This is a genomic window from Granulicella sp. L60, assembly GCF_009765825.1.
Classification (GTDB): domain Bacteria; phylum Acidobacteriota; class Terriglobia; order Terriglobales; family Acidobacteriaceae; genus Edaphobacter.
The window spans coordinates 598,232-621,551 of sequence record NZ_LMUR01000010.1 but is presented as its reverse complement, the minus strand read 5'-3'; the positions used below and the strand labels follow the sequence as shown (position 1 = coordinate 621,551).

Below are 23,320 nucleotides of genomic sequence, written 5' to 3'. Positions count from 1 at the left end.
CTCTAACAAAATAAAACCGCTCTTCCAGCCGTTGTTCAGGTGGAAGAGCGGTTTATTTTGCCCTGATCTCTATTGCTCATCCATCACGTGTCTCTCATCCGCAACTCGGAGAACGCCTTCGTCAGCAGACTTGGAATATGCCTAGCCGCGCACGAACCGCCGACGCAACATACCCGCCGCGCCAGCCACACCCGTCGCCAGCAGAAGCAGTGTATTCGGCTCCGGCACCGGGCTGCCCGAAAGATCGATCGCCTCGTAGTTGCACTCGTTCATGCCGTCCGTCCACGCAATGTCGCCGCTACTGTTCAGCACGATCGAATCCACCGAACCGCCAAAGATATTGTCCGTCAGAGGATCGGTACCGGTAAACAATCCAAAGGTCGAACCCAGATCGCCTCCGAAAGCCTCACGTCCGGCGTTGCATGCTCCGTTCGTCGCCTGGGCCGTGGGCTTGCAGGGCGTGCCGTCATCGAAGTCCAGAGTCGGCATCTTGGATGACACGGAGGTGAGCACGCCATCGTCGTAGGTCTTATAGCAGGAGCCGAAGCTTCCTCCACACCCGGTCTGGCCACGGATCACGACGTCCCCCGCCGCGTCGATGCCGAAGACGCTGTTGCTGTTCGCGTTGCCCAGATTGATGATCTCGTAGGTATCCGCGGACGCCGAGGAAGGCAGTGCGAGCAACATAACAGCCAGGGCAGAGAGTGTGGCGAAGGACCAAAACTTCGAGAGAGTCATAACGAATCCTTATCTATAAGTAGATCTGCAATCCAGTCGGTCCTGACAGATTTCCGGAGGCTGAGAGCAGGCGTTCGCTTGCAATGCTGCAATCCAATGCCCATATCACTACGGCGATCTAACTCGCTGAAATACAAGAAGCCACGTATGCAACATCGAAGCATCTCATGGGAAAATATTTTCCACTTCACCCTGAATTCTTGGGGAACTTCGGGGCAACTATAGATAGCGCCGCAAGCCGCCGTCTCCGGCGACTAACGGGAGGCCCCCAGCCCATCACCCTACCGAGACAAGGTATAGAAGTCACGAAGTGATCTCCCCACGAGCAGTGGGCCCGTCCGGCAGGACAATCGCAGCTAAAGAAGCAGCGCGCCACGCAAAACTAAATCCCACAAGCGGCTTTTCCCGCCCATCTGTCGTCCAACCAATAACATCCGCCCCGCCAGAATTCGCCGGCGGCCGGATGCAGGAGCTTACGCAAGCATGGGCAAAGAGTGGATCGCGAACCTGGCGCAGGACATCAAGCAGAAGAACCGCGAAGCTGCTGAAAACTTCGGCAGAGAGCAGCACAAATCAGGCATCGTCACCGCGCAAGGCAAACCCTTCTTCACCGCCTTCGTGCTCTGCCTCGAGGAGGACATCAACGACGTTCGACGCCAGCTTCAGGGCGACGTCACCGCCTCCGAGACCACCATTCAGAACGTAAACCCCACTACCGTGAAGCTCTACCGCGGCCGCTTCCCATGGTTCGACGCCCAGATCGTCCACAACGACGCCACCATCACCCTCGACTACGCCAAGGGGCTCGGTGTGGCAGGTAATCCCACACTCGACCGCAAGACCTGCCTCTTCACCTTCCACGTCGCCGACGACGACACTCTCTCCGTACAAGAGTCCTTCGGAGACAACCCACGCCAGTTCGCCCAGCCGGAAGACCTCTCCCGGCGCATCGTCCAGCTTCTGTTCCACGTCTAAACGTCTAGGTCGAAGCGTCTACTCCCACTGCGACTTGTGCCGCTCCAGCCACCAGCAGGCCTCATACCCCTGCTGCGGAAAGATGGAGCGGCTGCACGTCTGCTGCGCCGTCCCCATCAGATCGTACTCGACCTTGTTTCCCTTCAGAGGCGTCGCCAGAAACTGATTCACCATCACGCTTCCGTAGGCCGTACCATGCGAGACACGTACCTTAATCGCCAACCAGTCGCCGAGATAGATCAACGCACTCAACGCTGCCAGCCCCACCACAACCCTCATCAACCGTTCCAACCAAAGACTCATCAGCCGATAGACCCCACAACCCACCTCGTTAGACGTCCATCATAACTTTCCATCACGGCCAGAAGACAGCGTATACAGGCTTGCATCGTCGCATGAAGCGGGGCAGAATCATGAATAGAGGCTCGTCCTCGGCCACCTCGCAGCCCTCCCCCATCGCCTCGAAACACGAGGTTCACACTCACCGAGTAACCTCAGCCGCCAATAGGCGGTTAACTTTTTTCATATGAAAATACCTCCAGAGTGCTACATCTTATGGATTCCCATGCGGCATCTTATGGAATAACATTCTGCTTGAATCGATTGATTTTACGCTTCATTGCACCTCCCCATCCACCGGACAGCCAACAGATCCCGTTCGACACGCAGGAACATCGTGTCCAAGCGCAGTGGTCGTAAAATAAGTTGAAGAAGAAGTACATTCAGAGGGCCGAATGAAGTTTAAACACTACGTTGTAAGCTTGACCCTGCTCGTAGCGGCGCTCTCTGCATCCGCGCAGAGTATGCCCACCGCAACGCAGAAGCTACAGCTCTCCGTCTTTGCGGGCGGCTCCGGAGTCCTAACGGATCTGGATGGCGGCAAAAATCTTAGCTTCACCGCGGGCGCCGATCTCGCTTACCTCAACTTCCGCCTCTTCAAACCGGCCATCGAGGTTCGCGGCAGCTATCCCGTGTACGACGGACATATCGACTCCCTGAAGTACATCCTCGCCGGTCCCAAGGTCGAGTTCCCCCTCGGACGCCGCATCCATCCCTACGCAGACTTCCTCATCGGCCGCGGCGAGATCGACTATAACGAAGGCCTCTTCATCGTCGGCCCGGTGGAGTACATCAGCTCGAACACCACCGTCTACTCCCCAGGCGCAGGCGTCGACTACGACCTCTTCTACGGCTTCGCCCTCAAGGGTGACGCACAGTTCCAGCACTGGGACAGTCCCGTCGTGGCCTCAGGTGTCATTCACCCCACCGTCGTCACCCTTGGTCTGAACTACACCTTCAACTTCAATCCGCGCGGCTATCGTCACTGATCTTCCCGCGCCTGGTCAAAAGTTCGCTCTGAACCGGCAGGGCGGTAGGCCCTCTGGACTCGGCCTCCTTTGTAGGATATTGTTTTGATCGAAGATCATCCTACTCGATGGAGTGATGTCATGAATCGCCGCTTCCTGCCAGTTCTCGCCGCGTCTTTCCTCGCCTTCACTCTCTCAGCTCCTGCCATACTTGCGCAGAACGCCACCGCTCCAAGCCCCACCGCTCCCGGCCCCACCTGGTCGCAGGAGGACGGTCTCCGCATCGTCAACGAAGTCCAGAAGAAACTCGGCGGCCTTACCAACTACGGCGTCTTCGACTGGATCACCTTCGGCATTCAGGGCAAGAGCATCGTGCTCAAGGGATACGCCTCACGCCCCGTCCTTAAGGACGACGCAGCCCGCGTCGTCAAAGGAATCCCCGGCGTCGAGTCCGTCATCAACCAGATCGAAGTCCTGCCCTACTCGCCTAACGACGACCGCATCCGCGCTGCCGTCTATAACCGCATCTACACTCAGCCCTCGCTGCGCAAGTACAACGCCAACCAGGGCTCCCTCGGACGCGCCATCGGACCCGGAGCAGGCATCGCGCTGGCTGCGGGCGGCGTCACCAACAGCCCACCCATGGGCTACCACGCCATCCACATCATCGTGAACAACGGTCACGTCATCCTCTACGGCGTCGTTCTCAATCAGAGCGACTCGTCCATCGCCGGGATGCAGGCTAACTCCGCACCCGGAGCCTTCAGCGTAGACAACGACATCATCGTTCAGAACTCCTCCTCCAAGCCCGCATCGAAGTAATAAAACGCGGAAGCTGCAAATCAGGGAAGTAAAAATTGAAGAAGTAAAAAACCAAGGCGCCGGTACTCAAACCACCGGCGCTTTTCCTGCAAAATCTTTACCTTTCCACGACAACTCCTCCCCAGCGTTCCGCTACAATCAGCCTGTGCGACGCCTCATTGGCATTACCCTGCTCCTTCTCTTCAGCCTGCCGCTGATCTCGCCGGTGCTGGCCCTCGCGGCCATCTCCGACGTCAATCTCCCGGCCTGCTGCAGACGCAATGGCGCGCATCGCTGCACGATGAAGCTACAGGCAGAGTCATCCGGCCCCGGAATCTCCCTCTCGGAGATCCCGCCACGATGCCCTGCCTACCCGGCTGCGGTCACCCCGGTTCAACACGGTGACCTCTTCCTTCACGCCGCTTCGCTCATCGTTGCAGAGATCGTAAGCCATCCCACCAGCAAAACTCAGACCGAAGCCCGCGCCCGCGTGGCTCTCGATCGCTCCCGCCAAAAGCGCGGCCCTCCCGCCTCCGAACTCCTCTAGCGCAACGCCCGGCACCGCCCCTCTGTCTTCGCTTTCGTCTCACTCCAGCGAGCCCATGGTCGCGGCACCCGTGCATTCCTATCTGAAGTTCCAGCTCTGTCAGCTCACTGACAAGGGAGTCTCATGCGCAAGCTCGCCCTCTTCTGTACCCTGTCGCTCCTCATCGGCATCTCCATTGCCCACGCCAGCAGCATCTTCAGCCAGCTCCGCGGAGTCGTCCACGACCCGCAGCACCGCCCCATCGCCGGCGTCCGCGTCGAACTCCACGCCGCCAACTCCGCCTTCACCAAATCCACCCTCACCAACCCCGATGGCTCCTTCACCCTCTCCTCCATCCCCCTCGGCGACTACACCGTCACCGTCTCCCAACCCGGCTTCTCCTCCATCGTTCAAACCCTCACCCTCGCCTCCGACACCGCACCCATCCTCCACTTCGAACTCCAACTCAACACCGTCCAGCAGTCCACCACCGTCACCACCGAGACCAACAGCGCCAACGTCAACACCGTCACCCCCACCGCCCTCATCAGCCGCGAAGACATCGCCCAGACCCCTGGCGCCGACCGCACCAACAGCATGGCCATGATCACCGACTACGTCCCCGGCGCCTACATGACCCACGACATGCTCCACATGCGCGGCGGCCACCAAGTCTCCTGGCTCATCGACGGCGTCCAGATCCCCAACACCAACATCGCCTCCAACCTCGGCGCCCAGATCGACCCCAAGGACATCGACTACATCGAAGTCCAGCGCGGCAGCTACACCGCCGATACCGGCGACCGCACCTACGGCGTCTTCAACGTCGTTCCCCGCACCGGCTTCGAGCGCACCCGTCAGGCCGAACTCGTCCTCTCCGCCGGAAGCTTCCTCCAGACCAACGACCAGATCAACCTCGGCGACCACACCGAAAAGTTCGCCTACTACGCCAGCCTCAACGGCAACCGCAGCGACTACGGCCTCTCCCCACCCATCGGTCAGACCTTCCACGACGCCACCAACGGCTACGGCGGCTTCGCCTCCCTCATCTACAACCGCACCCCCAAAGATCAGTTCCGCCTCGTCTCTCAGGCGCGCAACGACTTCTTCCAGATCCCCTACGACCCCAACTCCAACGACTTCGAAAACCAGCAGTTCGACTCCAGCGGCCTCCGCGACGTTCAGCACGAGACCGACGGCATCGCCGCTCTCTCCTGGCTCCATACCTTCAACCCCTCCACCGTTCTTCAGGTCTCGCCCTTCTTCCACTACAACCGCGCCGACTACGACGCCAACCCCAACGACACTCCCGTAGCCACCACCTCGCACCGCAGCTCAACCTACGGCGGCGCGCAAGCCTCCATCACCACGGAGATCGCACACAACACCCTCGAAGCCGGCTTCTACTCCTTCGGCCAGCACGACAACTACCTCTTCGGCGCCATCTTCAACGACGGCTCCGGCACCGCACCCTTCTCCATCCCCGACTCAGCCAACGGCGGCGTCATCGAAGAGTACGTCTCCGATAACTACAAACCCACCTCATGGCTCACCCTCATCGCCGGCCTGCGCCAGACCCACTTTCAAGGCGCGTTCACCGAGAACGAGACCGACCCGCGCGTCGGCGCAGCCATCCGCATCCCCAAACTCAACTGGGTCTTCCGTGGCTTCTACGGCCGCTTCTACCAACCTCCACCGTTGCTCACCGCCGCTGGCCCCATTGTGCAATTCGCGCAGGCCAACGACACCAGCTTCACCCCACTCCACGGCGAACGCGACGAAGAGCACCAGTTCGGCGTCCAGATCCCCTATCGCGGCTGGCTCCTCGATGCCGACACCTTCAAGACCCGCGTCAACAACTTCCTCGACCACTCCAACATCGGCGACTCCAGCATCTACTTCCCCGTCACCGTCGACGGCGCCCTCATCCGCGCCTGGGAGCTCACCCTCCGCAGCCCGCGCCTCGCCCACGTCGGCCAGTTCCACCTCGCCTACTCCAACCAGATCGCCGAGCAGCGCGGAGCCATCACCGGCGGCCTCATCTGCTTCCCCGTCACCTCACCCGAGTGCGACGTCGCCCCCGGCTACACGCCCGTCGACCACGACCAGCGCAACACCCTCAACGTAGGCTTCAACGCCTCGCTTCCCTTCCATACCACCGCGTCTACCAACGTCTACTACGGCTCCGGCTTCACCAACGGAGACCCCGATCCCAACACTCCGTACCCCAATGCCTACCTGCCCGAGCACACCACCTTCGACGTTGCCATCGGCAAAACCTTCGGCGAAAACATCAACGCTTCCATCACCGCCACCAACGTAGCCAACCGCCGCGTGCTGCTCGACAACAGCCTCACCTTTGGCGGCTTCCACTACAACGACCCACGCGAGATCTTCGCTCAACTCCGTTACCGATTTAAATTCTAAAGATACTGTCCTGCCGGACGGGCCGCTTACTCCGCGGGAGGTCACTTCGTGACGCGTATGCCTTGTCTTGCCAGGATCACAAGCAAAGGGCCTCCCGCTGGCCGGCAATCATCATCGCGCCGACCGACGGGAGGCCCACCCAAAGGGATACAAAAGTCACGAAGTGACCTCCCCACGAGCAGTGGGCCCGTCCGGCAGGACAAGCACCTAACCATCACTCAGCCCGCAGAGCCTCTACCGGATTAATCGAAGCCGCCCGATGCGCCGGAATATAACTAGCCAGCAGCGCAGCCGTAGCTAACACCACAGCCACGCCCGCAAACGTAGCCACATCCCACGACCGCACCCCAAACAACATGCTCCGCAGCAGCGTCGTCATCACCAGCGAGCACACCAGGCCGCACGCAATCCCCCACGCCGCCAGCCGCCCACCCTCACGCAAAATCAACTGCAGCACCGATCCCCGCTGCGCTCCCAGCGCCATCCGCACCCCAATCTCCCGCGTCCTCTGACCCACCGAATAAGCGATCACCCCATACAGCCCCACCGCACCCAGCAGCAGCGCCAGCACAGCAAACCCGCCCACCAGCCACGCCGACGAACGATGCAGATACGCCGTCTGCGACTCGTTGATCACCTGCACCATCGCCGACTCGTCCGACACTCCAATCCCCCGATACACCCCACGCACCGCCGCCACCATTGAAGGCAGCAACACCGCCTCTGACCCCGACGTGCGCACCATCAGGTGGAAGTACGTCCCATCCGAATCCTGCGGCGTCTCAGCGTTATAGTAGATCGCTGGCAGCGTATCGGTATCGAGCGACGACTCCCTCAGATCCTCCACCACACCCACGACCGTCCGGATCGACTTCGGAGAGAGATCCGAATCTCCAATCCTCTTCCCAATCGGATCCTCACCCGGAAAGTACTGGTTCGCCAGCGACTGATTAATCACCGCCACCAACGGCTTCGATGCATCGTCATCCTCATTGAAAAAACGCCCGTGCAGCAGCCTCGTCTTCAACGTCGAGAAGTAATTCCCCGTCACATCCCGCTCGTTTACCTCGTTGTGTACACCGTTGTACGTGCGCCCCACAAACCGTATCCATGCCGTGTTCCCGTTTCCCGACGTAGGCGGAAGACTCGTCGCGCTCACAGCAACCACACCCGGCAGCGCCGCCACTCGTTCGCTGATCTGCCTGCGCACCGCGACGATCCTGTCCGGCTTCATATACACCGTCTCCGGCAACTCCACCTGCATCGTCGCCAGGTGCTCCGGATCGAAGTTCAGATTCACATGCAGCAGATGATAAAAGCTCTTGCCCAGCAGCCCCGCACCCACCAGCAGAACCATCGCAATCGCCAGCTCGAAGACCACAAGGTTCGCTCCAATGCGTCTCCACAAAACTCCCGCCGCACCGCGCCCTCCCTCGCTCAGTCCCTCCCGCATCTCCATAAACGACAGCCGCAAAATCGGCGTCAGCGAAAACACCAGCGTCGCCAGCACAGCGATGGCAGCAGCAAACGAGAGCACCCGCAGATTAAGTCCCACGCCATTTAGATACGGCATCTGGATCAGCATGTCCTTCGAGAGCAGACGAAGCAGCACCTGCGACGCGCCATACGCCGCCGCCACGCCCAGCACCACGCTGATCCCCACCAGCAGCACGCCCTCCGTCATGAACTGGCGATTCAACCGCGAAGGCGACGCGCCCAGTGCCGAACGAACTGCAATCTCCCGCTTCCTGCTCTCCGACCGCACCAGAAGCAAACTCGAAACATTCACGCACGCGATCAACAAAAGCAGCCCCGCACCACCCAGCAAAATCAGCAGAACCGGCCGCACATCCCCCACAATCACCTTCGCCAGCGGAAGCACGCTCGCACCCTGTCCCCGATTTGTCGCCGGATACTGCACCTCCAACTGCTTTGCAATCGCGCTCGTATCCGCCAGCGCAGCCTGCACCGTCACGCCATCCTTCAACCGCGCAACACCCAGCAGCCCATGACAACTCCGTCTGAAATCACACTCGCCCATCGCATGGAACGGTGCCCAGAACTCCGCATCGTTGTGCGGCGCAAACACGAAGCTTTGCGGCATCACGCCCACGATGGTGTACGGAATGCCGCTCAACGAAACCACCTGCCCGATCACGTCCTTCCGCCCCGCGTACCGCCTCTGCCACGTCGCATAGCTAAGAATCACCGTGCTCGGCCCGCTCGGCAGATCTTCTCCTGTGAAAAAATCGCGCCCCAGCAGAGGCGCAACGCCCAGCGTGCGAAAGAACCCATCGCTCACCCGCGCTCCCCGCACCGGCTCCGTGCCCGAAGCGTTCTCCAGCAGATAACCCGCGCCTGCATAAACATCCAGCGACCGAAACGAACGATTCATCCGCTTCCAGTCCAGATAATCAAGATAAGAAAGATTCGCATGCGGAAACACCGCGATAGTCTCCGTCACATCCACCAGCGACGCCGGACTCGGATACGGCAATGGCTTCAGTAGCGCCGCATCCACAAACGCAAAGATCGCCACACTCGCTGCAATCCCCAGCGTCAGCATCATCACCGCGGTCGCAGTAAACCCCGGACTCCGACGCAACTGCCGCCCGCCGAACCGCACATCCTGCATCAGCGCCTCCAGCCACGGCACCGTCCCGCGCTCCCGATACGCCTGCCGCGTCATCTCCAGCCCGCCCAGCTTCAACATCGCATCTCGCCGAGCCTCCTCTGCCGTCATCCCCGCGCGCACATTGTCGTCGATATGCATCTGCAGGTGGCCTTCCAGCTCACGTGCAAACTCCTGCTCCCGCCTGCCCGCGGAGAACACCCCGCCCAACCGCCTCATCCACGCCCGTAGAGCGCTCATGCCAGGTCCTCCGATGGCCCGAGAAACCGAGCCAATATCGCCGTCGTCTGCTCCCAGTTGCTAGTCTCCTTCGCAATCTGCTTCAGCCCCGCCCGCGTCAGCTTATAAAACTTCGCTCGCCGATTGTTCTCCGACGTCCCCCACTCCGACGCAATCGCACCTTCCTGCTCCAGCTTCAACAGCGCCGGATACAGCGTCCCATAGTTCAGCGAAAGCACATTCCCGCTCGTCTGTTCAATCCGCCGCGCAATCCCATACCCATGCATCGGCCCCAGCGCTTCAATCGTCTTCAGCACCATCAGCGCCAGTGTTCCCTGCCAGACGTCCGCCTTCTCACCCATCATCCACTCCTATTGGTTCCAAACAGGAGTATCCCACAACCTCTATGGGAAAGCAATAGCAATCAGAAACGATCCACCCGCCTCACAGCCAGTCCAGCTTGCGCAAAACAAACAGCAGCAGCGCTGTCACCACCACCATGATCCCGCCCACCCACTCCGCCCCATGCGGCGAGTCCTCAAATGGCAGCCCCTTCAGGTTCATCCCATAGATCCCGCTGATCGCCAGCGAGGGCAGCACAATCGTGCCCAGCACCGTCAGCACCTTCATCACCTCGTTCGTGCGGTTCGCCACCGACGACAGATAGATATCCAGCACATTGTTCAGCAAGTCCCTCTGCGTCTCCACGGAATCCAGCAGCCTCGCCACATGGTCGTAGATGTCCCGCACATACGGCTGATACTCCGCGTCCACAATCGTGTCCGGATCGCGCTGCAGATGCAGGCTCGCATCCCGCGTATTCACCAGCACCCTCCGCAGATCGATCAGCTCCCGCTTCAGCGCAAACACCCGCTGCAGTACCTGCGGCGTCGGCGAATCGATGACCGCATCCTCCAGCGCATCGATGCGGTCATCGAAGTGATCGATGGCCGGAAAGTAAAGATCCACGATGGTATCGAGAATCAGATACACCAGCCGCGCCGGCTGTTCGTCGTTGCCATCGCGTCGCGCCCGCGCCAGCGCCTCCTGCGTCGCCGAACACTTCGGGTCGGAGATCGTAATCAGAAAATCCTTACCCGCAAAGATATCGATCGGAGAGAACGCAGGCCTCTCCTCGCCGGGACTATCCGGGTCCGGCTCCAGATGCACCGGCTTGAACACCGCGAAGGTATAGTTCGGCCCGCTATCCACCTTCACGCTCTCATCGGAGCTGCGCGCGTCTTCGATATGCAGAGGGTGAAGCTTGTACTGACGCGCAAGCTCATCCAGCTTCGGGTCGTTCACGTCTTCCAGCTGATACCAGGGCATACGTCTCTCCACTCACAACATCGTCAAGGGCCAGGAAGCTGCGTCCATCCTACCGCCCGCTGCGTCTATCATCTATAACAACCCACCAAGATTCACCTTTGAAAGAGAGACCTAGCCCTATGCAGAGCCGGTTCCGCGCAAGTGTACTTCTGTTTCTGCTGTCTGCCTTCTGTCTCCACTCCCCCGCATCCCAGTCGCAATCCTCCGCCGCCTCTGCATACGACCCGCGCCTCACATTCGCGCCCCTCACCCTGCCCAACCCCGTCAACGCCTACCGCTCCAGCAACGGCGCACCCGGCCCCAGCTACTGGCAAAACGAAGCCGACTACGACCTCCGCCCCGTGCTCGACACCGCAGCCAAGCAGCTCAACACCACTGAGACCATCACCTACACTAACAACAGTCCCGACACCCTTCCCAGCCTCTGGATTCAGGTCGAACAGAACACCTACCGCCAGGACTCGCGCTCAAGAATCGCCAACGGCGGAGCCCGGCGCAGACGCGGTGGCGACGACTCCGGCCCCACGCCCTCCACCGAAGGCTATCTCTTCGACGACATCGAGATCGAGCAGGGCAAACAGACCACCAAGGCCGACTACCTCGTCACCGACACCCGCATGCAGATCCGCCTCGCTACACCGCTCGCAGGCCACGGCGGCCAACTCAAGATCCACATCAAGTACCACTACCAGATCCCCGGCGTCTGGGGCGGCCGCACCTCCTGGGGCGCCACCGCTCACGGCGAGATCTACGACATGGCCCAGTGGTATCCCCGCATGTGTGTCTACGATGACATCCGCGGCTGGGACACCCTCCCCTACATCGGCAGCGAGTTCTATCTCGAGTACGGACACTTCGACTACTACGTCACCGTCCCATCCAACATGATCGTCGCCGGCTCCGGCGAACTCGTGAACCCCAAAGAAGTCCTCACCAAGACCCAGGTCGAACGCCTCGACCAGGCGCGCAACAGCGACAAGACCGTCTACATCCGCACCCTCGCCGAGGTCTCCGATCCCGCCAGCAGACCCAAACAGGACGGCACCCTCACCTGGCACTTCCACATGGACCACACCCGCGACGTCGTCTGGAGCGCCTCGCCCACCTTCCTCTGGGACGCCGCCCGCATCAACCTCCCCGACGGCAAAAAATCTCTCGCCATGAGCGTCTATCCACCCGAGAGCGCCGGCCCCGACGCCTGGGATAAATCCACCGAATACACCAAGGACACCATCGAGCGCTTCTCCAAACACTGGTACCCCTACCCCTGGCCCGCCGCCGTCAGCATCGCCGGCTTCTCCAGCGGCATGGAGTATCCCGGCGTCGTCTTCGACGGCGTCACCGACAAAGGCCCCTTCTTCTTCTGGCTCACCGCGCACGAGTTCGGCCACACCTGGTTCCCCATGATCGTCGGCTCCAACGAGCGCCGCCACGCCTTCATGGACGAGGGCTTCAACACCTTCATCGACATCGAAGAGTCCGCCGAGTACATGGGCGGCAAGTACGGACCCAAGCGCGACTCCGAGTACTCCGCCAACGGCGAACCGCCCGACACCATCCTCAAGGTGCTCGACAACCCCGACGCAGGCACCCTCCTCATGCCCGCAGACACCTACCCCGGACAGCTCGGCCATCCCATCAGCTACTTCAAGGGAGCCTACGGCATGGTCCTGCTCCGCGAACAGATCCTCGGCCCCCAGCGCTTCGACTGGGCCTTCCGCAAGTACATCCACGACTGGGCCTTCAAACACCCATCGCCCTCCGACTTCTTCCGCGCCATGGAGAACGAAGGCGGCGAAGACCTCACCTGGTTCTGGCGCGGCTGGTACCTCAACAACTGGAAGTACGACGTCTCCGTAGACAAGATCGAAAACAAGATCGAAGGCTCAACCGTCACCATCGTCAACCGCGGCCAGCTCGTCCTTCCCACCCCCGTCGAGCTCACCTTCCAGGACGGCACCAAAACCCGCGTCACCCTGCCCGTCGAAACCTGGCTCTCCAAAGGCACCTACACCTGGGCGCTCCAGAACAAGTCACCCATCACCCAGGTCGTCGTCGATCCCGACCACGTACTCCCCGACGACGACCGCAGCAACAACACCAAGAAAGCGCAGTAAAAATAAATGAAGTAAAGCAAGCCTGAACTCAACATCGGCCCTTCGAACCCAAGTGCGAAGGGCCGAACTCTTTAACCTCCGAAACGAATTCAAGCCAACGCTTCGTCGGTTAGCGCTCAAGCAAAAGAGATCACTCACAGAGTGCACACGCCACGCCGAACCGCCGAAATGGCCGGCAGAATATTTGCCTCAAAATTAGTTGTCACGATAGTCGGATTTCGATATAGTCGCTTTACGACTATGAAGCCGATAAAGTCTGAGCCATCAACCGCGCCACTTTCCACCGCCGCTCAATACATCCTTCTTGCTCTGGCCGGCAAAGACCTGCATGGTTACGGAATCGTTCAGGAGGTTCTTCAGCTAAGCGGGGGTAACTATGGTGTAGGACCAGGAACGCTCTACGACAATCTGAAGAAATTGATGAACGCAGGACTTGTTGTTGATGCGCCGCGCGCGGAGAGCAACGACAAGGAAGACGACCGGCGCTTCTACAGAATTACACCGAATGGCCGCAAGATTCTTGCTACTGAGATCGCGCGGCTGGAGAACCTTGTCGCTGCGCACTCGCGTCTGAGGAGGCCGAGAAACGCATGAGAACTTTCGCTCGCATCGCCTACGGTTTCATTTTGCATCTGCAACCTCACGAGTTCCGGGCCGAATTCGGTGAGGAAATGCTTTGGATCTTTGATGAACAGATGCGTTGCGGCGAAGGCGGCGTAGCTCGCGTTGTTCTTTGCGCGCAACTGTTACTGGATGCCGCCCATTCAGCTTTCATTCAACGCATATTGCGCGACCAGCAGCAGCCAGAAACGCTTGGACCACCGATCGAGCAGATGAGTCCCTCTGCTCTTTTGACTCAGATCGCACAAGGAGGCTTCCTCGTTTTCTCTTGCCTGTTCAGCATCTTTAGCATTGTTCTTTGTCTGGAGATGGTGATGTCGAGTTTCTAGCGAACGTTTCTATCAGCGAGAGTTCTTCCCTCCACTTTGTTGTCCTTTGTCCTCGCGTCGCGCCCAGAAAGTCCTTCAATCAAGAAAGCTGTACCGGAGTTGGCCAATGAGACTACACAGATCACACGCTTTTCACGTTGTAATCTTTTTTTGCTTCATCTGCATGCTTCGCGCGCAGGATGCCGCGTCACACACCGTACAGGACACTTCACCGCATGCGGTGCGAATGATTAATGTTGAAAACGATGTCGCGCTGGAGGTTCTTGACTGGGGAGGGACCGGCCGGCCGCTCGTTCTGTTAGCGGGGAAAGGTTTTACCGCTCACGTGTTCGACCAGTTTGCGCCTACGTTAATTACGAAGTATCACGTTTATGCGATTACTCGCCGCGGATATGGTAATTCAAGTGTTCCGCCGACCACGGACGCAAATTACTCAGCAGACCGGCTTGGGGATGATGTTCTTGCGGTAGTGGAGCAGCTAAAGCTGGTACGGCCAGTGTTGGTTGGCCACTCAATAGCGGGCGAGGAGTTGAGTTCAATCGGTATACGGGCGCCCGACAGAGTTGCCGGGCTGGTTTATCTAGACGCGGGTTACGCTTATTCGTTCTATGACGCTGGGACGGGAGACCTGACCATCGACTACAACACACTGCGTCAACAACTCGATCGCTTTACGGCACTCGTGCCTATGAAGGAACGTAAGGAACTCTTGGCGGACATTGTGGCAACGCTGCCACGTTTCCAGAAAGACCTCGCCCCTTATCAGGCACGCTTCGCCGCCGCACCAGACAGTGCCCCTGCACCCGAGGACACGGCAGCGAACAGAGTGGATGTCGCCATTTTCCGCGGTGAACAGAAGTTCGGCGGGGTCAAATGCCCCATCTTGGCACTGTATGCCGACCCACACTCATTTGGGGTTCAGTTCAAAGATCATCCGGAGGCTCTGAAAGCAGCTCAGGATAAAGATCAATCCGAGACTTCAGCACAGGCCGATGCCTTCAGCCGGGGCAATCCGCAGGCCGTAGTAGTCCGGATCCCAAACGCAGATCACTTTATCTTCGAATCAAACGGGACTGAGACGAGAAAGGCGCTCGATGGATTCATCAACACCTTGCCGCAATAGCGTGTCTCGCGAAGTCAGATGGCTTTCAATGATCCGATTTAACATGGCGGCCTAATCTGCCGCGAGGACTTTGCGCCTTGGATCAAAACCATAGTCCTGCTAAATGCTAAACAGATAGTCCTTCCGCGCGGGTCGTCAACGAGCGCATTATCGCCGAGTCACTCGTCGAGCGGGTAGCTGAAGAGATTAAGCCCTATGCGCAAATCCTCTATGAGGGCCTAGTCTTATGGGGCGTTCCATTTCAGCCATGTGAGATCGACCTCCCGTAAGTCCAGAGACAGCAGGCGGTCCAAATTCAGGCTCATGCGTCAACTCACATCAGACGCAACGAACGAACAAGCAGAAGACAAGGAAGACAGTTGGCAAATGAGAGACAGAGGAGAGGAAAAAGCATGCGAGCGGCAATTCGAATCGTAGTCCTGACCCTGGCCGCAACCCTCGGCGCCTGCACTGCACACGCACAGTCCGATAGCGCTTCAGACAGCTCAGGCCCACCGTCAAACCTGCCCGCCGCAGGCGCGGGAACCAAAGACCACCCCATGCGGGTCTCCAGCGGCGTCATGGCCGCACTCCTCCAGCACCGCGTGGAACCCACCTACCCACCCAACGCCAACGGCATTAGCGGCGCAATATCCCTCGTCGCCGTCATCGACCCCGACGGCAACGTATCCCAACTCACCGCACTCTCCGGCCCGGATCTCCTGCGCGAACCCGCCCTCGCCGCCGTCCGCCAATGGACCTACAAGCCCTACCAACTCAACGGCAAGGCCAGATACGTCCAGACCATCGTCATCGTCAGCTTCACCCCACCAAAGTAGCGACCAAGCCCGTGTCCGCTTGGTTGTCCGTTTACGTCGTCATCCTGAACGAAGTGAAGGACCCCTGTATTTCGCCTGACCCAATCGCCGGTGTACTCGCCCACGTAGAAAGAGTCGAAAAATAAAGTTGAAAAACCTGACGTACTTTTCCCACCCCAAAAAGTGACCGCGAACCCACCACGTTCACCACGCTAAGTACCAGAACTCACCAGCAAAAAACCACGTCTTGCACCCACTTTTTGCCAAAAACCCCTGCAAAAACGCCTATCCACCACGCCTAGAAAAAACGCACCAGAAACTCTATCTCTGGACCGTCTCGATGTGCGTAATCTCTCCATCGCGCATGTGCAGAATCCGGTCGGCGATCTGGGCAGCCTCCGGGTTGTGCGTAATCATCAGCACCGTCTGCTTCAAATCCCGGCTCGACTGTCGCAGCATCTTCAACACCGCATCCGAGTTCTTCGTATCCAGATTTCCCGTAGGCTCATCCGCCAGCACAATCGCCGGTCGATTGATCAAAGCCCGCGCAATCGCCACCCTCTGCTGCTCGCCGCCCGACAGCTCATTCGGCCTATGCTCCAGCCGCCCCTGAATCCCCAACATCTCCGTAAGATGCTCAAGCAAAGGACGATCCAGCTCACGCTTCGCCGCAGACCCAAGGTTCGCGATATCGTGGGCGATCTCAATATTCCCCATCGCCGAGAGCGTAGGCAAAAGGTTGAACCGCTGAAAGATAAACCCGATCTTCGCCCGCCGCGTCTTCGTCCGCTCCGCGTCGGTCAACGTGGCAAAGTCAATGCCATCAATCAGAACCGACCCCGTCGTCGCGCCCGTAAGTCCGCCAAGAATATAGAACAGCGTCGACTTACCCGAACCCGAAGGCCCAACAATCGCAACGAACTCCCCCGGTGTAATCGCAAAATTAACATCGCGTAGAGCCGGAACCTCAAGCTTCCCGGAGCGGTACGTCTTGCCAACGTTTCGAGCCAGAATGATAGGAGTTGCAGCGGAGCTAAGGGATGGGTCGGGCTGCAACGTGGAAGAATAAACAGACATGTAGTTCTTTGAAGTCTATCGTGAACGAGGGTGGGATGAAGGCAACAGAGCTTTTGCTGGCAGGTATAGCAGCGTGGACGGCGATAGGTCTGCTGGGAATCATCGTCTCGCACCGGCGCGGCGAGAGGAATCGCGTAAGGCGCGGAGTAGCCTGGCTGGCCGCCGTTTGGATCCTCTATCTCCTTACATTGATTGGGTTTTCCCTTTTGCAGAAACAAAGGATCATAGCCATCGGACAGCAGCAATGCTTCGGTAAGATGTGCTTCATCGTCACCGGAACAGAGGAGGTCCCGGGCTATCTCATCCGCGACGGCAGACGACTGATCCGCGTACCCATCCAAATCACAAACCGCGGAACAAGCACCAAAAGCGACAACCTCATCCACGCCTACATGCTCGACGCGCAAGGCCGGCGATGGGAGCAGTCCACAGGAATTAGCGGAGTACGGCTAACCGCAACCGTAGCGCCCGGAGCCTCCGTGGTGAGCGAACCCGTATTCAAAGTGTCCGGCGACGCAACAGGACTAAAGCTGGTCTTCACGCACGGCTGGAAGCAGCCCGGAGTCATGGTCATCGGCGACTCGGACAGCCTCCTGCACCGTCACACCGCGGTAGATCTAGCCCGCTAGCGCTGCGAATTCCCCAGGGTCCTGCTCAAGCAGGCACCCTGCCGGCAAGAAACAGCGAGTGCAGCGTCACATCCTCAAGAAAGCTGATCTGGAGCCGAATGGCCACGATCTGGCCAAGATCCGCAGAACTCATGAGGTTTCTGCGGCAGGTGCATAGATGGGTGAGACCCAGATGTCCATCGCGTGTAAGCTCAAGCCCCGAAGAGACAATAGATGCATAGAGATCGAGGATGGCCCGAAGCTGAATCTCGAGGCGGAACTCCATGGAGTTCGGCGAGAGTGTCCTGCGGTCGAGGACCCAGCCGCCACACTCCGCGAACGCCGAGGTGAGCGTGGGCAACAGGCCGTGGCGCTCTTCGTAGCTGAAGCCCTGGATGTCGAGCGATTGCATGGTAGTAGTCTCCGCAACGGAAAGAGCGTATTCGCCGCTAGGACCTTCATCGGACACACCCGGCGAAGCGTGAACCCGGAGACAGGTACGGTGGTCACGTGACCTCTAAGCGGTTACCACGCTCATAACAGGAGGATTGTGATTCCCTCCCAAACATCCTGGCAATCAGGCGACAGAACGGCGGGAGTGTAGGAGGATAAGTGTGCGAGGTTGCAGTATGGTGCTGGGGTTAGGGACGGATCTGATCGAGACCAGGCGTCTCCAAGAGACGATCGACCGGTTTGGGCAGCGGTTTCTGGACCGAATCTTCACGGAAGGGGAGATCTCCTACTGCATGCGGAAGAAAAAAAACGCAGCTGAGAGCTTTGCCGCTCGATTCGCAGCAAAAGAGGCTGGAGCCAAGGCTCTGGGAACCGGAATCAGCCATGGGGTGAGCTGGAAGGAGTTTGAGGTAAGGCGCGAGCCCAGCGGACGGCCGACGCTACACCTCAGCGGAAGGGCTGCCGAGCTCGCCAGCGTGATGGGGGTGCGCAGAATCCAACTGAGCCTCACCCACAGCCGGGAGATGGCCATGGCCGTAGTGGTGGTGGAGGATTGAAATACGCGAATTGAGGGAAGATTGAAACCATCAGCAAGATTTTGGCATCCATTGAAGACAAAGCCCTTTTAGCTTGATTGATCGATCGCGTTTTCTCAGCGAGTATCGGAGGTGGGTCATGTATCCTCTCAATTACCGGAAGCTCTGTTGTGTCGAAGCGCAGAAGAGAACGGAAATGTCCTGTTGTTGCAACGTGATAAAAGAAGCCTAAAGGAGAATCAGGAGATCTATGCCCAGCCAGCAGGAAGTTCGATGGTCGCAGTTGAAGGTGGGCGTAATCGTATTGATCTCTACGGTGGTCCTGGTCACGCTGCTGTTCCTGATGACCAGTTCTTCAGGACTCGGGATCCTCTCACATAAGCTGACGGTTGCGACGTATTTTGAGAACTCCGCAGGCCTGAAGACAGGCGCGGCAGTGAACCTTGAGGGCGTAACCATCGGCACGGTAAAGACTGTGACGATCGATAACTCACCGGAGCATAAGCTGACGCCGGTGAAGGTCACGATGAAGCTGAATGACAAGTTTGCAGTCAACCTGAAGAAGGACTCGAAGGCGTCGTTATCGACCGTAGGGGTGCTGGGCGACACGGTGGTGGATATCAACAGCCAGTTCGCCGTAGGGCCTCCATTGCAGGACGGTGATGTCCTGAAGACGACAGAGACGCCAAGCCTGACTGATGTGGTGAAAGCCAGCCAGGGAACCATCGAGAGCCTGAACGTGATTCTGGCGAAGATGAACGTGATTGTGGATAACCTGCAGTCAGGCAAGGGTTCCATCGGGCAGTTGATCAACAACCCCGATCTGTACAACAAGGCCAACGCCACGGTAAACGAGCTGCTTACGCTGGAGAAGAACATCAACGCGGGTCGCGGGTCGATCGGCAAGCTGGTTACGGACGACGCCCTGTATAACCGCCTGAATGGCACCGCCGCGAAGCTTGAGGACATCGCTAACGCATTGGACAGCGGCAAGGGTACCGCAGGCATGTTGCTCAAAGACGATTCGATGTACAAGAACCTGAACTCAACGCTCGTCCATGCGAACTCCATTCTTGCGCAGGCGGATGAGGGCAAAGGCGGTCTGGGACTGATGTTGAAGGATCCGAAGTTCCGGCAGGATCTGAGCCACACGCTGGCACAGGTGAATGAGCTGATCTCAGGTGTGAACGACGGTCGAGGAACCCTGGGCAAGCTGGCCACCGACGATGCAGCCTACACCAATGTCAACAAGCTGCTCACCGCCAGCACCGATCTGGTGACGACGATTCGCAGCGACCCGAAGAAGTACCTGACGATCCACCTGAAGATCTTCTAAGGATCGCCTTCACGCACTGCAACACATCAGCAACAGAATCACGGCGGGTCAGGCTTAGCCTGGCCCGCTTTTCTTTGCTTTGGCTATACATGAGGTGACGTCTGCTGTTCCATCATGTCGCGTTAGTGCGATGATGGAACTCAACTATTCAAAGCAGCCCACGATATTCCCCGATTATCGACAAACGTAAAGGCGTGACTTGAGACATGGTCCGCTCATCGCCTTTTCCGTATATTCAAGCATGTCAAGCGGAGGTAACCCCTAGGCAGTAACTTCAGAAAACAGCGCGCAGATTGGCAGAATCCTGACGACAAGTGGCACAAAGTCGCGACAGCTTCTACAATAAGCGGAGGAATCGTAACCCTACAGATTTGCTCGCGGCAGAAGGTGAACGAGACCCGTTCACTGGCGAGGATTAAGGAAGCGCATGAAGTTGAGCAGGATTGGCCGTGTTTCAATGGCCTTGGTAGTCTCCGTAGCGATGGGTCTGGGCATGACGGCGTGCGGTGGCGGCACGATCGGGTTCATGTGGGTTCTGGGAACGCAGTACAACCAGATTGCAGCTTTCAAGATCGACGACTTTTCAGGAAACCTGACCCAGGTTCCGCACTCGCCGTTTACCTCTGGCGGGTCGAACCCGGTCGCCATCGTGGTAAAGCCAGGCGGTCGCTTCGTCTATGTCGTCAACAAGGGCGGCGGTGCAACCACCAGCGCATCCGGAGATCTGCCTTGCGGGACCACGGGCGGCATCACGGAGTTCAGCGTGGGCGGACAGGGTGTATTGACCTTCCAGCAGTGCTTCCAGAGCCAGGGTTCCACCCCGGTCTGGGCGGCGCACGACAGCACGGGCAACTTCCTCTATGTGCTGGACCAGGTGGCACCGACTGCCGTATGCGGCACTGCCGCTACGCCAGGCTCCTGCTTCGGCGACATCACGGTATTTTCAGTGGATCCGAACACAGGCCGCCTGACGCTCGTGCTCAATCAGCAGATCAAGGACCCGGTGACGCAGCTTCAGTTGACCTACTTCCCTGTTGGAAATACGCCGACGATGCTTACCCTCGCGAGTTCTTGCCTGTTTACGCTGAATTCGGATCAGACTGTATCCCCTTACGCCTCTGGCGCAACGGGACAACTGACGCTGACGACCAACTCGACGATCAATACGGGAGCGACCCATGCGACCTCGATCATCACAGGTGGGAGTTCCGTTTACATCACAGACTCAGGAGCTCCGAACACCAACAGCCCAGGACAAATTCTGCCCTTTACTGTTGGCGCGACGGCGTGCTCTCTGAACACTCTCACGGGCGGACCGACAGCAAACATTTCGCCGGCTTCCAATCCGGTGTATTCCTTGTTGGACAGCTCAAGCAAGTACTTCTACGTTGCTAACCAGTCGACAACAAACACAACGAATCCGAACAGCTCCATCACGGCCTTCACCTTGACGCCGACGACCAGCGTTCTACAGGCCATTCCGGATCCTCCACTGAATCCTTACCCTGTCGGAGCAGCACCAGTATGCATGGTGGAAGACCCTTCAAACCAATACCTGTATACGTCCAATGGAGACGGCACGGTAACGGGTAAGGTTCTTGATCGGAATACGGGTAAGCTTTCAGATCTGACGCGAGGATCCACCTTTACAGCGGTAGGACAGGCGACATGTCTTGCAGTAAGCGGAAACATAGACTAGCTGGCTTGCAAAGCAGCTGGAGAACCAGGGCAGAATGTCTGTATGAATTCTGAGTATCGGGACAGTAGTAGCGGGCGGAAACGATTTGCCCCGGAGTCAGGTAAGCATGAAGTGGAATAAGATGGGCCGCGGAACATTGGCCTCGATGTTGTCTTTGGCGTTAGTCAGCGTAACGGCGTGCAGCCGCGACTATGTACTGGCGTATGTGTATGTCACCACGTCGCAGCCGCTCACCACCTCCTCGCCGAACGGCGGTGTGAGCGCGTATGCGGTGGACTTCCAGATTGGTTCGCTGACACCGTTAGCGGACTCACCGATTCAGGCGGGCCGAAAGCCGGTCACCCTGGTAGCTTCGCCTAACGGGTTGAACCTGTATGTCGTCAATCACGACGACTCGACCATCGGCGAGTACTCCATCGGAACGGATGGGAAGATCTATCTGCAGAACACGTATAACGTGACCGGCAGCTTTCCGACATCGATTGCGATCGATGCTGCGGGCGCGTTCCTATACGTGCCCTTCCAGTATCAGGTTGGCCCGGGTGGGCAGCAGTTGTACTCCCCCGCTGCCCCCGGACCTGGCGGCGTGACCATCTTTCCAGTCAACTCTGACGGAACCCTGGGCACTCCTCTTACACAGAATGTCGGAAACAATCCGGTGGGCGTTGTAGTAAGCCGTCCACAATGCGGAGCGCCGAGCCCCATCAACAGTGCGAATCCGACCTGCACGTTCGCCAATAACGGCGGTACTGGCAATCTGACCTCCTTCGTCTACGTGCTGGATCAGGATATCCCGAATGGCATAGTGCTCGGATTCTCCCAAAACGAAGCGAATGGCACCCTGACACCTACACCGGGCACAACGATTACAACCGATGCTTCCGGCAAGACGCTAGCAATGGGTTATAACGCCGGAACAACTCCAAGCGCCATCGCAGAAGATCCGTCGGCACGGTTTGTGTACATCACCGATCAGGCAACGAATCAACTCTATGGCAACACCGTCGCGAACAATGGTTCCCTGTCGCCTATGTTGAATTCACCCTTTGCCACAGGGCAGTTTCCGGTGGCAGTGACGGTCGATCCTCGTGGTAAATTCCTCTATGTTGCAAACTACTCTTCCGGGACTGTAGGCGCTTACACGATTGACACCGCTACCGGCACAGCGGTTGGATCGATTGGATCGACTTCGACGGCAGTAGGTACGGGACCGATGTGCATTACGATCGAGCCGGCACTAGGTATCTACGCATACGCCCCAAACAACCTGGCAAGCGATGTTTCGGCGATGAAACTCAACCCGAACAATGGTGGATTAGGGTCGATCCAAAACACTCCGTTCCCCTCTTCTCCATTGCCAACCTGTGCTGTGGCCGTTGCGAATGGATCGCACCCGACACAGATCATCAATCCCTAAAACTAGTCACTCTGATTGCAGCAAAAAGTCCCGCTTTCGCGGGACTTTTTGCTGCCTGCGGAACAAAGTTTTACCCGCTGATCGATCAATGCTTTTGCTGAGCAAGGCGGTGTACGAAGCCATACACGATCAGCTTCGCAGCTACTCAGCCTATCTCTGCGCCTTCTACAAACGAAGATCATCACACCTTCATCTTCAGCTATTCGCCCGGTAGGATGAAGGTTGAACCAGGCCAGTTGAGAGAGTAAGCCAC

General features: G+C 58.5%; 22 protein-coding genes. 15 read left to right on the top strand and 7 right to left on the bottom strand.

All coding sequences use genetic code 11. The features are described from left to right. Positions 1-141: 141 nt before the first annotated feature. Positions 142-738 carry a PEP-CTERM sorting domain-containing protein gene (locus GSQ82_RS05825; protein ID WP_158791097.1) on the bottom strand — a complete coding sequence of 199 codons (597 nt, stop codon included), beginning with the start codon at positions 736-738 and terminating at the stop codon, positions 142-144. Positions 739-1,221: 483 nt separating this feature from the next. Between GSQ82_RS05825 and GSQ82_RS05820 the strand changes: the two genes are divergently transcribed. Then, a complete protein-coding gene (locus GSQ82_RS05820; RefSeq protein WP_158791095.1) occupies positions 1,222-1,713 on the top strand; it encodes a hypothetical protein in 492 nt (163 codons plus the stop codon). A gap of 18 nt (positions 1,714-1,731) precedes the next feature. On the opposite strand, the gene GSQ82_RS05815 is transcribed toward GSQ82_RS05820, so the two are convergent. Next, the gene (locus GSQ82_RS05815) at positions 1,732-2,004 is read right to left on the bottom strand and encodes a hypothetical protein (RefSeq protein ID WP_158791093.1); all 273 of its coding nucleotides are present in this window, start codon (positions 2,002-2,004) and stop codon (positions 1,732-1,734) included. Between the two features lie 443 nt (positions 2,005-2,447). Here GSQ82_RS05815 and GSQ82_RS05810 point away from each other — a divergent pair, with 443 nt between their 5' ends. The 4 genes from GSQ82_RS05810 to GSQ82_RS05795 all read left to right on the top strand — a co-directional run bounded on the left by GSQ82_RS05810 (position 2,448) and on the right by GSQ82_RS05795 (position 6,774). Continuing rightward, positions 2,448-3,041 carry a hypothetical protein gene (locus GSQ82_RS05810; protein ID WP_158791091.1) on the top strand — a complete coding sequence of 198 codons (594 nt, stop codon included), beginning with the start codon at positions 2,448-2,450 and terminating at the stop codon, positions 3,039-3,041. Positions 3,042-3,161: 120 nt separating this feature from the next. Beyond that, positions 3,162-3,842 carry a BON domain-containing protein gene (locus tag GSQ82_RS05805; RefSeq protein WP_158791089.1) on the top strand — a complete coding sequence of 227 codons (681 nt, stop codon included), beginning with the start codon at positions 3,162-3,164 and terminating at the stop codon, positions 3,840-3,842. A gap of 145 nt (positions 3,843-3,987) precedes the next feature. Then, positions 3,988-4,368 (top strand): hypothetical protein, encoded by a 381-nt coding sequence (locus tag GSQ82_RS05800; RefSeq protein ID WP_158791087.1) that lies wholly within the window; start codon positions 3,988-3,990, stop codon positions 4,366-4,368. 123 nt (positions 4,369-4,491) lie between these two features. Beyond that, positions 4,492-6,774, top strand: coding sequence for a TonB-dependent receptor (locus GSQ82_RS05795; RefSeq protein WP_158791085.1), 2,283 nt, complete (start codon positions 4,492-4,494; stop codon positions 6,772-6,774). A 214-nt stretch (positions 6,775-6,988) separates the two neighbouring features. On the opposite strand, the gene GSQ82_RS05790 is transcribed toward GSQ82_RS05795, so the two are convergent. The 3 genes from GSQ82_RS05790 to GSQ82_RS05780 all read right to left on the bottom strand — a co-directional run bounded on the left by GSQ82_RS05790 (position 6,989) and on the right by GSQ82_RS05780 (position 10,954). Beyond that, positions 6,989-9,646, bottom strand: a complete 2,658-nt coding sequence (locus GSQ82_RS05790; RefSeq protein WP_158791083.1) for an ABC transporter permease — start codon at positions 9,644-9,646, stop codon at positions 6,989-6,991. Then, positions 9,643-9,987, bottom strand: a complete 345-nt coding sequence (locus tag GSQ82_RS05785; protein ID WP_158791337.1) for a PadR family transcriptional regulator — start codon at positions 9,985-9,987, stop codon at positions 9,643-9,645. Before GSQ82_RS05785 ends, GSQ82_RS05790 begins: the two co-directional genes overlap by 4 nt. Before the next feature lie 82 nt (positions 9,988-10,069). Then, positions 10,070-10,954, bottom strand: coding sequence for a magnesium transporter CorA family protein (locus GSQ82_RS05780; protein ID WP_158791081.1), 885 nt, complete (start codon positions 10,952-10,954; stop codon positions 10,070-10,072). Between the two features lie 119 nt (positions 10,955-11,073). Between GSQ82_RS05780 and GSQ82_RS05775 the strand changes: the two genes are divergently transcribed. The 5 genes from GSQ82_RS05775 (at position 11,074) to GSQ82_RS05755 (ending at position 15,962) form a co-directional block, all read left to right on the top strand. Beyond that, positions 11,074-13,071 (top strand): M1 family metallopeptidase, encoded by a 1,998-nt coding sequence (locus tag GSQ82_RS05775; protein ID WP_158791079.1) that lies wholly within the window; start codon positions 11,074-11,076, stop codon positions 13,069-13,071. A gap of 240 nt (positions 13,072-13,311) precedes the next feature. Next, positions 13,312-13,665: a PadR family transcriptional regulator gene (locus tag GSQ82_RS05770; RefSeq protein ID WP_158791077.1), complete on the top strand. Its 354-nt coding sequence runs from the start codon at positions 13,312-13,314 to the stop codon at positions 13,663-13,665. Beyond that, positions 13,662-14,021 carry a hypothetical protein gene (locus GSQ82_RS05765; protein ID WP_158791075.1) on the top strand — a complete coding sequence of 120 codons (360 nt, stop codon included), beginning with the start codon at positions 13,662-13,664 and terminating at the stop codon, positions 14,019-14,021. The genes GSQ82_RS05770 and GSQ82_RS05765 overlap by 4 nt, the downstream gene beginning before the upstream one ends. Before the next feature lie 226 nt (positions 14,022-14,247). Further along, the gene (locus GSQ82_RS05760) at positions 14,248-15,144 is read left to right on the top strand and encodes an alpha/beta fold hydrolase (protein WP_158791073.1); all 897 of its coding nucleotides are present in this window, start codon (positions 14,248-14,250) and stop codon (positions 15,142-15,144) included. A gap of 392 nt (positions 15,145-15,536) precedes the next feature. After that, positions 15,537-15,962: an energy transducer TonB gene (locus GSQ82_RS05755; protein ID WP_158791072.1), complete on the top strand. Its 426-nt coding sequence runs from the start codon at positions 15,537-15,539 to the stop codon at positions 15,960-15,962. Positions 15,963-16,262: 300 nt separating this feature from the next. Here the strand turns inward: GSQ82_RS05755 and GSQ82_RS05750 are convergent, their stop codons facing one another. Further along, a complete protein-coding gene (locus tag GSQ82_RS05750) occupies positions 16,263-17,018 on the bottom strand; it encodes an ABC transporter ATP-binding protein (protein WP_158791070.1) in 756 nt (251 codons plus the stop codon). Positions 17,019-17,053: 35 nt separating this feature from the next. Between GSQ82_RS05750 and GSQ82_RS05745 the strand changes: the two genes are divergently transcribed. After that, entirely contained in the window at positions 17,054-17,647 is a 594-nt protein-coding gene (locus GSQ82_RS05745) for a hypothetical protein (protein WP_158791068.1), read from the top strand. A 25-nt stretch (positions 17,648-17,672) separates the two neighbouring features. Here GSQ82_RS05745 and GSQ82_RS05740 read toward each other — a convergent pair whose 3' ends face one another. After that, on the bottom strand, positions 17,673-18,038 hold the full coding sequence (locus GSQ82_RS05740; RefSeq protein WP_158791066.1) for a hypothetical protein: 366 nt from the start codon (positions 18,036-18,038) through the stop codon (positions 17,673-17,675). Between the two features lie 217 nt (positions 18,039-18,255). On the opposite strand from GSQ82_RS05740, the gene acpS reads away from it, so the two are divergent. From acpS to GSQ82_RS05720, 4 genes are all read left to right on the top strand, one after another. Next, complete coding sequence (acpS, locus tag GSQ82_RS05735; RefSeq protein ID WP_158791335.1) at positions 18,256-18,636, top strand: holo-ACP synthase; 381 nt, start codon at positions 18,256-18,258, stop codon at positions 18,634-18,636. Between the two features lie 229 nt (positions 18,637-18,865). Next, positions 18,866-19,951 (top strand): MlaD family protein, encoded by a 1,086-nt coding sequence (locus tag GSQ82_RS05730; RefSeq protein ID WP_158791064.1) that lies wholly within the window; start codon positions 18,866-18,868, stop codon positions 19,949-19,951. Between the two features lie 457 nt (positions 19,952-20,408). Then, complete coding sequence (locus GSQ82_RS05725; protein WP_158791062.1) at positions 20,409-21,650, top strand: beta-propeller fold lactonase family protein; 1,242 nt, start codon at positions 20,409-20,411, stop codon at positions 21,648-21,650. Between the two features lie 106 nt (positions 21,651-21,756). Then, positions 21,757-23,067 carry a beta-propeller fold lactonase family protein gene (locus GSQ82_RS05720; RefSeq protein ID WP_158791060.1) on the top strand — a complete coding sequence of 437 codons (1,311 nt, stop codon included), beginning with the start codon at positions 21,757-21,759 and terminating at the stop codon, positions 23,065-23,067. Positions 23,068-23,320 lie beyond the last annotated feature (253 nt).

Bases quoted from the DNA above. Each gene is read 5' to 3' on its own strand.
- GSQ82_RS05780 (WP_158791081.1), bottom strand. From the start codon at position 10,954: ATGCCCTGGTATCAGCTGGAAGACGTGAACGACCCGAAGCTGGATGAG.
- GSQ82_RS05720 (WP_158791060.1), top strand. From the start codon at position 21,757: ATGAAGTGGAATAAGATGGGCCGCGGAACATTGGCCTCGATGTTGTCT.
- GSQ82_RS05810 (WP_158791091.1), top strand. From the start codon at position 2,448: ATGAAGTTTAAACACTACGTTGTAAGCTTGACCCTGCTCGTAGCGGCG.
- GSQ82_RS05730 (WP_158791064.1), top strand. From the start codon at position 18,866: ATGCCCAGCCAGCAGGAAGTTCGATGGTCGCAGTTGAAGGTGGGCGTA.
- GSQ82_RS05755 (WP_158791072.1), top strand. From the start codon at position 15,537: ATGCGAGCGGCAATTCGAATCGTAGTCCTGACCCTGGCCGCAACCCTC.
- GSQ82_RS05785 (WP_158791337.1), bottom strand. From the start codon at position 9,987: ATGGGTGAGAAGGCGGACGTCTGGCAGGGAACACTGGCGCTGATGGTG.
- GSQ82_RS05795 (WP_158791085.1), top strand. From the start codon at position 4,492: ATGCGCAAGCTCGCCCTCTTCTGTACCCTGTCGCTCCTCATCGGCATC.
- GSQ82_RS05805 (WP_158791089.1), top strand. From the start codon at position 3,162: ATGAATCGCCGCTTCCTGCCAGTTCTCGCCGCGTCTTTCCTCGCCTTC.
- GSQ82_RS05750 (WP_158791070.1), bottom strand. From the start codon at position 17,018: ATGTCTGTTTATTCTTCCACGTTGCAGCCCGACCCATCCCTTAGCTCC.
- GSQ82_RS05790 (WP_158791083.1), bottom strand. From the start codon at position 9,646: ATGAGCGCTCTACGGGCGTGGATGAGGCGGTTGGGCGGGGTGTTCTCC.
- GSQ82_RS05745 (WP_158791068.1), top strand. From the start codon at position 17,054: ATGAAGGCAACAGAGCTTTTGCTGGCAGGTATAGCAGCGTGGACGGCG.
- GSQ82_RS05760 (WP_158791073.1), top strand. From the start codon at position 14,248: ATGATTAATGTTGAAAACGATGTCGCGCTGGAGGTTCTTGACTGGGGA.
- GSQ82_RS05725 (WP_158791062.1), top strand. From the start codon at position 20,409: ATGGCCTTGGTAGTCTCCGTAGCGATGGGTCTGGGCATGACGGCGTGC.
- GSQ82_RS05770 (WP_158791077.1), top strand. From the start codon at position 13,312: ATGAAGCCGATAAAGTCTGAGCCATCAACCGCGCCACTTTCCACCGCC.
- GSQ82_RS05820 (WP_158791095.1), top strand. From the start codon at position 1,222: ATGGGCAAAGAGTGGATCGCGAACCTGGCGCAGGACATCAAGCAGAAG.
- GSQ82_RS05740 (WP_158791066.1), bottom strand. From the start codon at position 18,038: ATGCAATCGCTCGACATCCAGGGCTTCAGCTACGAAGAGCGCCACGGC.
- GSQ82_RS05825 (WP_158791097.1), bottom strand. From the start codon at position 738: ATGACTCTCTCGAAGTTTTGGTCCTTCGCCACACTCTCTGCCCTGGCT.
- acpS (WP_158791335.1), top strand. From the start codon at position 18,256: ATGGTGCTGGGGTTAGGGACGGATCTGATCGAGACCAGGCGTCTCCAA.
- GSQ82_RS05765 (WP_158791075.1), top strand. From the start codon at position 13,662: ATGAGAACTTTCGCTCGCATCGCCTACGGTTTCATTTTGCATCTGCAA.
- GSQ82_RS05775 (WP_158791079.1), top strand. From the start codon at position 11,074: ATGCAGAGCCGGTTCCGCGCAAGTGTACTTCTGTTTCTGCTGTCTGCC.